The organism is Cellvibrio sp., from assembly GCF_053579595.1.
This window is the reverse complement of the sequence record NZ_JBRFPI010000223.1, coordinates 1-7497: the sequence shown is the minus strand read 5'-3', so window position 1 is coordinate 7497 and position 7497 is coordinate 1. Positions and strand designations below refer to the sequence as shown.

The 7497-nt window shown below is 46.0% G+C and carries 9 protein-coding genes; all 9 read right to left on the bottom strand.

Translation table 11 applies throughout. From position 1 onward, the window contains the following. Positions 1–39 precede the first annotated feature (39 nt). Entirely contained in the window at positions 40–297 is a 258-nt protein-coding gene (locus ACWA6V_RS13885; RefSeq protein WP_449523048.1) for a YfgM family protein, read from the bottom strand. A gap of 81 nt (positions 298–378) precedes the next feature. After that, positions 379–1650, bottom strand: coding sequence for a histidine--tRNA ligase (hisS, locus tag ACWA6V_RS13880; RefSeq protein WP_449523047.1), 1272 nt, complete (start codon positions 1648–1650; stop codon positions 379–381). A gap of 33 nt (positions 1651–1683) precedes the next feature. Then, positions 1684–2808, bottom strand: coding sequence for a flavodoxin-dependent (E)-4-hydroxy-3-methylbut-2-enyl-diphosphate synthase (gene ispG, locus ACWA6V_RS13875; RefSeq protein ID WP_310069799.1), 1125 nt, complete (start codon positions 2806–2808; stop codon positions 1684–1686). 26 nt (positions 2809–2834) lie between these two features. Beyond that, entirely contained in the window at positions 2835–3788 is a 954-nt protein-coding gene (locus ACWA6V_RS13870; protein ID WP_449523046.1) for a RodZ domain-containing protein, read from the bottom strand. A 37-nt stretch (positions 3789–3825) separates the two neighbouring features. Then, positions 3826–4617, bottom strand: a complete 792-nt coding sequence (pilW, locus tag ACWA6V_RS13865; RefSeq protein WP_449523045.1) for a type IV pilus biogenesis/stability protein PilW — start codon at positions 4615–4617, stop codon at positions 3826–3828. Between the two features lie 23 nt (positions 4618–4640). Next, entirely contained in the window at positions 4641–5819 is a 1179-nt protein-coding gene (gene rlmN, locus ACWA6V_RS13860; RefSeq protein WP_449523044.1) for a 23S rRNA (adenine(2503)-C(2))-methyltransferase RlmN, read from the bottom strand. A gap of 48 nt (positions 5820–5867) precedes the next feature. Then, positions 5868–6293, bottom strand: coding sequence for a nucleoside-diphosphate kinase (gene ndk, locus ACWA6V_RS13855; RefSeq protein WP_449523043.1), 426 nt, complete (start codon positions 6291–6293; stop codon positions 5868–5870). Between the two features lie 193 nt (positions 6294–6486). Continuing rightward, positions 6487–6909, bottom strand: coding sequence for a SufE family protein (locus ACWA6V_RS13850; protein ID WP_449523042.1), 423 nt, complete (start codon positions 6907–6909; stop codon positions 6487–6489). 22 nt (positions 6910–6931) lie between these two features. Further along, positions 6932–7468 carry a putative Fe-S cluster assembly protein SufT gene (gene sufT / locus ACWA6V_RS13845; protein ID WP_449523041.1) on the bottom strand — a complete coding sequence of 179 codons (537 nt, stop codon included), beginning with the start codon at positions 7466–7468 and terminating at the stop codon, positions 6932–6934. Positions 7469–7497: the final 29 nt, after the last annotated feature.

Here is a 7497-nt window from a genome sequence, read left to right as displayed (position 1 = left end):
ACTGTCCGCTTACATACTTTTACTATTACCGTCTTTTAACTACGATGCCAAATGAGCCGCTGTCGCTTTATCTGCATCATTCATTGTTTTGCCTGGCTCTACATTTACCAGTTTTAACAATTGTTCATAAACTTCAGATGCTTTTTCTGCTTTTTGACGTTTTTGATCCTGCCAGGCTGTGTAACCAAAATAAGCAACCACAGCAATAACTATAGTGGCAATTACAGTTTTACCGTAATCTTTCCACCAACGCTTTAGTACTTCTAATTGTTCTTCTTCTGAAAGATGTACGCTCACAATTGACTCCTGTAGGCCTTAGCGCAATGCGCAAAAAATGAAATAATTTTAAAACGTTATTTTTTTACTCGGCGAACCGCTTTACTCAAGAGCAAGAAGGTAAGCAATTGCCTTATCAAAATCGAGTGTTTGCTGTTCGATTTCTTCACGCAAAAATTTGATCGTCACTTTACCTGCTTTGACTTCATCTTCACCTAAAATAAGTGCGATATCTGCACCACTTTTATCGGCTTTTTTCAGCTGGTTTTTAAAGTTGCCTCCGCCACAATTGGTTAACAATCGCACAAAAGGCAACTCATCGCGAATCCGTTCTGCCAATTGCATAGCAACTGATTGCACATCACCCACAGCAACCAAATAAATATCCGCCTGCTGATCAAGCCCCTCGGGTATTGCTTCTACCGCCTGCAACAGTAAAACCAAGCGCTCAAGGCCGATACCAAATCCAACCGCTGGCGTTGATTTACCACCTAATTGTTCGACCAAACCATCATAACGGCCACCGGCGCAGACTGTACTTTGAGCGCCTAATTTGTCAGTCACCCATTCGAACGCCGTTTTACCATAATAATCGAGGCCGCGCACCAAGCGCGGATTAATCTGGTAACTAACACCAGCAGCATCAAGCAAGGATTTTAGACCCTCAAAATGCACACGCGATTCTTCATCAAGATAATCCAGCAATACTGGCGCTGCATTGAGCAATGCCTGGGTGTTTGCATCTTTGGAATCGAGGATACGCATCGGATTTGTAGAGAGGCGGCGTTTGCTGTCCTCATCCAACTGATCCTGCACATTATTCAGATAAGCAACCAGGGCATCTTTATAGGCCACTCGCGCTTCTGCACTACCGAGCGAGTTAATTTGCAACTGCACGTGTTCAGCAACACCAAGCTCGCGCAAAATACGCGCACTAAGAACCAACACTTCGGCATCAATATCCGGCCCTTGAATACCAAAGGTTTCTACACCAATCTGGTGAAACTGGCGGTAGCGACCTTTCTGGGGGCGTTCATGGCGAAACATAGGCCCCATGTACCAAAGGCGTTGCGTTTGATTGTAGAGCAAACCATTTTCTTCGCAGGCGCGAACACAACACGCAGTACCTTCAGGGCGCAGGGTGAGGCTGTCACCGTTGCGATCCTCAAAGGTATACATTTCTTTTTCAACGATATCGGTAACTTCACCAATCGAACGTTTAAATAATTCCGTTGATTCAACAATCGGAAAACGAATTTCCTGATAACCGTAACGCGCCAAAATATCAGTAACGACACCTTCAACGTATTGCCACAACGGCGAATCTGCCGGAAGCAGATCGTTCATACCGCGAATTGCCTGGATTTTTTTCAATTTCTAACCTTAATTGTTACAAGCCAAAAGCGATTAGCCTTTAGCAATAATATTCCTGGCGTCAGCATCCATCTGTGCTTGCTTTTGCGCCGCTTTTGCGCGGATCAACCGCTCTAAATTATCAACCAGATTTTCATTGGTTAACTTTTGGTTAGGTTCACCGTCAATATAAATTAAATTGCTTGGTGTGCCGCCAGCAAGCCCCAAGTCTGCCTCCTTGGCTTCACCCGGGCCATTAACCACACAACCAATAACGGCGACATCGAGCGGAACAGTAATGTCTTCCACTCGTTGTTCAAGATCATTCATCGTTTTGATCACATCAAAATTTTGCCGTGAACAACTTGGGCATGCGATAAAATTTACGCCCTTACTGCGCAAACGCAAACTGCGCAGCATGTCCCAACCTACTTTAATTTCTTCAACAGGATCAGCAGCAAGCGACACACGAATCGTATCACCGATACCATCCATTAACAGCGCACCCAGACCTATAGAAGATTTCACTGTGCCCGAACGTAAGCCACCCGCTTCAGTAATTCCTAAATGCAATGGTTGCTCAATCAGTGTAGCGAGCTTGCGATATGCAGCCACCGCCATAAATACATCGGATGCTTTTACACTGACTTTAAAATTATGGAAATTTAGCGAATCCAGAATTTCAACATGACGCAACGCCGACTCGACTAACGCATCGGGCGTAGGCTCGCCATATTTTTTTTGCAAATCTTTTTCAAGCGAACCCGCATTAACACCAATACGAATCGGAATGTTGAGATCGCGCGCCTTATCCACTACCGCTTTAATACGTTTTTCGCGCCCGATATTACCGGGGTTAATACGCAAACAATCCACACCCAAATCCGCTACACGCAACGCGATCCGATAATCAAAATGGATATCCGCTACCAAAGGAATATTGACTTGTTTGCGAATTTCACCAAACGCTTCCGCCGCCTCCATCGTTGGTACAGACACACGAATAATATCGGCACCAGCCAATTGAATGCGGCGAATTTGCTCTACAGTTGCCGCAACATCAGTCGTTTCGGTATTCGTCATACTCTGTACTGAAATAGGCGCATCACCGCCAACGGGAACATTACCGACCATAATCTGGCGAGATTTACGACGTTTTATTGGAGACTCGCAGTGCATAACTATTCCTGATCAATTTTACGCAATTACTCGCGAGTGGACACACCCACTTTTATCGACAATACATTGGTACCCAATGCCGGCACTATAGCGACTTGATCGCCATTTAATTCTATCTTGACCGCAGGTGAATTACCGAGCTTCACATCAAAGGGAGCTGTACCCTGCAATTGCAAACTACTACCTGCGGATTGTAGATCAGCCATCAATACATCACCACGCGCATCACTGACTTCAAGCCAGCACTCTTCAGTGAAAGAAAAGCTAATTGAATCCAGTTGATTAGCATTAGCTTGTTTCACCGAATACGCTACTGAGGCCATAGACACGTTAGTTGCCACAGACTGAATCCCACTAGATACACTTGAACTCTGTGCAGAGTCCACGGTGACACCAGACTTAGCATCCATTGGTTGCTGTCCTTCAACCAACTGCTCCACTGCTGTTACTGACGCAGAGCTACTAAGCGATACCTGACTTGCACTGGATTTTTCTAGCGATTGCACATTCAGCGCAGTTTCCACTGGAGGTACAACTGCCATGGGCCGGTCGTAAGAGGGCTGCTGGCGATTGTCAAAAAACCAAACCGATACCAACCAAAGAATTAACAAAGCAAACAAAACCAATACAATAAATTGCCACAAGGGTTTGTTAGCAGATTCAACACGACGTGGTAAAACTTGCTCAACCAACCCATGTTTTTGGGCATGACGATCATATGCGGCAAGCACCTGCACCACATCAAGCTTTACCAAGTTTGCATATGCCCGCAAATACCCACGAGTAAATGTATCTGACCCCATATGACGATAATCATCTGACTCAAGCGCACGCACCTTGGTCAACGTCATGTAGAGTTCTTTCGCTACCTGTTCCTGAGTCAAGCCTGCACGCTCACGCGCCCAAACTAATAACTTGCCAGGCGAGAGTTCGCGAAAACGACCATCGTCGGTAGATTTTTTTTCGTCTTCAGATGCCATTGAAAGCCCGTTAGTCGTCGTAATATCGTTTGTGGTTTTACATCATCGTTTGTTTGTATTCCAAATATTCCTTGGAATAGGGAAATCGATTCTTTAATACCAACAAATAACTGGCTTCTTTATCCTTGTTGCCAAACACACGCTCCAAACGAATTCCAAGCAAGAGCGCACGTGCAGATTGTTGCCCCAGCGCCTGATAGCGATCCAAATATTTCTTAGCATCAGCATATTCCTGATTTTGGAAGCTCATGGCGGCCAATTCAATATACGGCTCAGAAATACCTTTATCTAATATTGATGCATGCTCAAAAGCAGCCTTAGCGCGCTCGTTGTTTCCAAGCAATAACGCAGTCCTGCCAACATTCACCAAAGCAGAGGCGCGCCCGTCATAATCAAGATCACTGGCCGCCAGCTCGAATTGCGCCAATGCCTCTTCATAACGCTTCACACCAAACAAAAACACACCATAATTATTATTCGCCAAAGTGAAACTTTTTCTTCGCTTAAGAGCTTTTTTAAAGGTTTCATCAGCCAAGGTGGGCTCACCCTCAAGCTGATAAAGACGCGCCATTGCCTCTATCGCTTCTGCAGAGTTTTTATTGAGATCCGATGCTTTACGTAAATGATGCCGAGCAGCCTCTCGATTACCCTTATCTATGTATCCGTTCGCTAACTGGATGTGCAAATCAAGTGCTTTAACCTTGTCTATCTGACGAGTAGCCTTACCTGTATTATTTTTACCTTCAGATACACAACTGACGAGAAAAACTACCGCAATAACAGACACCAGGGTTAATTTCAGCAATCTTATAAAGTTATTCATTTGCATCATTGACACCATTGTATTTGGAGTTATTGGTTAACGATTTTTACTGCTTGTATCTCATCAAATTGTGCGCGGTAGCGTTCACTACGACGAGTCACATCATTTACTTGACCGGCCAACTGACCGCAAGCTGCGTCTATATCATCACCACGCGTAGTACGTACCGTAGTGATATAACCTTCTTCCATCAAAATATCCTGAAACTTGCGCAAGGCGTTATTGCTCACGCGCTTGTAATTAGACAAATTAAAGGGGTTAAATGGAATCAAATTAATCTTGACTGGAACATCACGTAAAAGTTCAGCCAATTCACGAGCGTGATGAGGACGGTCATTCACTTGATCAATCAATGTGTATTCAATGGTAATTTTGCGATGGGTATCCGGCATTGCTTCGATGTAGCGTTTGGCAGAATCAAGCAACATTGCAATCGGATATTTACGATTGATTGGCACCAATTCATTGCGCAATTCATCGTTAGGTGCGTGTAGGGAGATAGCAAGGCAGGCATCGGTATATTGGCTTAAACGATCCAGTTGCGGCACCACACCGGAGGTGCTCAGCGTAACGCGACGCTTGGAAATTCCGTAGGCGTTGTCGTGCATCATAAGGTTCATGGAATCGACAACGTTATCGAAATTGAGCAATGGTTCGCCCATCCCCATCATCACCACATTGGTCACTTTGCGCGGGCCATTCGCCTGCAACTGACCAAAGGATTTGGCCGCAATCCACACTTGGCCAATAATTTCTGCTGCTGTTAAATCGCGATTAAACCCCTGTTTGCCCGTTGCACAAAAACTGCAATCCAATGAGCAGCCAACTTGCGACGACACACACAAAGTACCGCGGTCACCATCGGGAATAAATACGGTTTCAATAACATTATTGCCACTGACACGAATTAAAAACTTACGTGTGCCATCGGTTGAATCAAATTGCTGTACCACTTCCGGCATACGGATTTCCGCAATGTTTTTCAACTTTGCACGCAAATCTTTGCTGACATTAGTCATATCATCAAAGTTGTCAGCGCCAAGCTGATGGATCCATTTCATCACCTGAATAGCGCGAAATTTTTTCTCGCCAATCGATTCAAAAAATGCCACCAGTTTGGCTTCTGGCAAGCCCAACAGATTCATTTTGGCAGAGCCCTCTGCAACCTCCGCGCTAGCGGTGTTAGTGGAACTGGAAACTTCAGTCATGGCTCTATTACCTGGTGAACTACGTTGGGAATAACAGTGATTACAAAATTAACGGATAACAACTTCATTGCTGGCAAAGAAATAAGCGATCTCGCGCGCAGCTGAAGTGGGCGAATCTGAACCGTGGACAGCATTGGCATCAATGGCTTCCGCAAAATCAGCACGGATGGTACCCGGAGCCGCTTTGGGAGGATCAGTAGCGCCCATGAGTTCGCGGTTAGCCGCGATAGCATTTTCACCGGACAGCACTTGCACAACCACAGGGCCAGAGGTCATAAAATCGACCAAGCCAGCGAAGAATGGACGGCCTTTGTGCTCGGCATAGAAGCCTTCTGCTTGGGCACGGCTCAACAGCATCATGCGCTGGGCAACGATTTTGAGGCCAGACTTTTCAAAACGAGCGACGATTTCACCGATATGGTTCTTACTAACAGCATCGGGTTTGATAATGGATAAGGTTTGTTCAACAGCCATGAGACGCTCCACACGCGATTTTCCGGTTACTGCAGGCTCGGATTTCACCGCCCAAAAGCGGATTCAATGCCTACAAAATACAAAACCCGCGAATTATACGCGGGTTTACATTATTTTTATATCCTAGCTATTTGATTAATAAACAAAATCGGCTAGGAAACCTGCTCCGATATCCCATCCGAAGTGGACCAGCTTAATTAGTTTGGCTAGCGCGATCCTTAATCCGCTTCACCATCGCCCTAAGGCCATTCCCCCGGGTAGAACTCAGGTGCTGCAAAAGGTCCAGCTGCGTGAAATAAGCATCTATATCAAATGCGAGGATTTCCCCTGGGGTCTTGCCGTTAAAGGCAGCCAGGACTACGCCAAGCAAACCCTTAACGATAAATGCATCGCTATCTGCCTGGAAAAACAACTTGCCCGCGCGCCATTCATCCACCAACCACACCTGGCTCTGGCAGCCACGCACCAGATACTCATCGGTACGCAAACTGGAATCCATCTCAGGTAGCTCCTTGCCCAGATCGATAATGTACTTGTAGCGCTCTTCCCAGTTATCAAAAAAACCGAGACTGTCGATAATGTCATCGACGGTTACATCTATGCCAAATTGGGTCATCAAACTTCTCAATACAGGGTAATCAATAGAACATACCGGTTTGCAACTGGGCCTCTTCGCTCATCATATGGCGCTGCCAAGGAGGATCGAACACCAATTCGACCTTCACCGTTTTAACATTGGGCACCTTGCGCACCCGATATTCAACATCACCCACCAATACCGGCCCCATACCACAGGCTGGCGCAGTCAAGGTCATTTGGATATCCACTTGCTTTGCCGCCTGATCAACCTTAACGCTGTAAATCAGCCCGAGATTAACCAAATCTACGGGGATCTCAGGATCGAACACAGTTCCCAGCGCCTGCCATACTTGTTCTTCGACAATTTGGTCATTAACAGGCTCAGGAAAGCTTATTGTCTCTGACTCAAGCCCAAGCAAATGCGCATCGGTACCATCTACCCGCACCATCTGGCCGTGATAGGTTAGCGTGTAATTGCCACCCAAGGCCTGGGTGATGGTAACAAAGGTTCCTTCAGGAATAGACAGCGGTGTACCGTCAGGGACGCGCCGCGCCGGACAATCCGCCTGGGCTACCACCATACGTCTTTCAGACATAATCATTCTCTACGCAAAGCGTCTCAATT

Bases quoted from the DNA above. Each gene is read 5' to 3' on its own strand.
- ispG (WP_310069799.1), bottom strand. From the start codon at position 2,808: ATGCACTGCGAGTCTCCAATAAAACGTCGTAAATCTCGCCAGATTATG.
- ACWA6V_RS13870 (WP_449523046.1), bottom strand. From the start codon at position 3,788: ATGGCATCTGAAGACGAAAAAAAATCTACCGACGATGGTCGTTTTCGC.
- pilW (WP_449523045.1), bottom strand. From the start codon at position 4,617: ATGCAAATGAATAACTTTATAAGATTGCTGAAATTAACCCTGGTGTCT.
- rlmN (WP_449523044.1), bottom strand. From the start codon at position 5,819: ATGACTGAAGTTTCCAGTTCCACTAACACCGCTAGCGCGGAGGTTGCA.
- ndk (WP_449523043.1), bottom strand. From the start codon at position 6,293: ATGGCTGTTGAACAAACCTTATCCATTATCAAACCCGATGCTGTTAGT.
- ACWA6V_RS13850 (WP_449523042.1), bottom strand. From the start codon at position 6,909: ATGACCCAATTTGGCATAGATGTAACCGTCGATGACATTATCGACAGT.
- sufT (WP_449523041.1), bottom strand. From the start codon at position 7,468: ATGTCTGAAAGACGTATGGTGGTAGCCCAGGCGGATTGTCCGGCGCGG.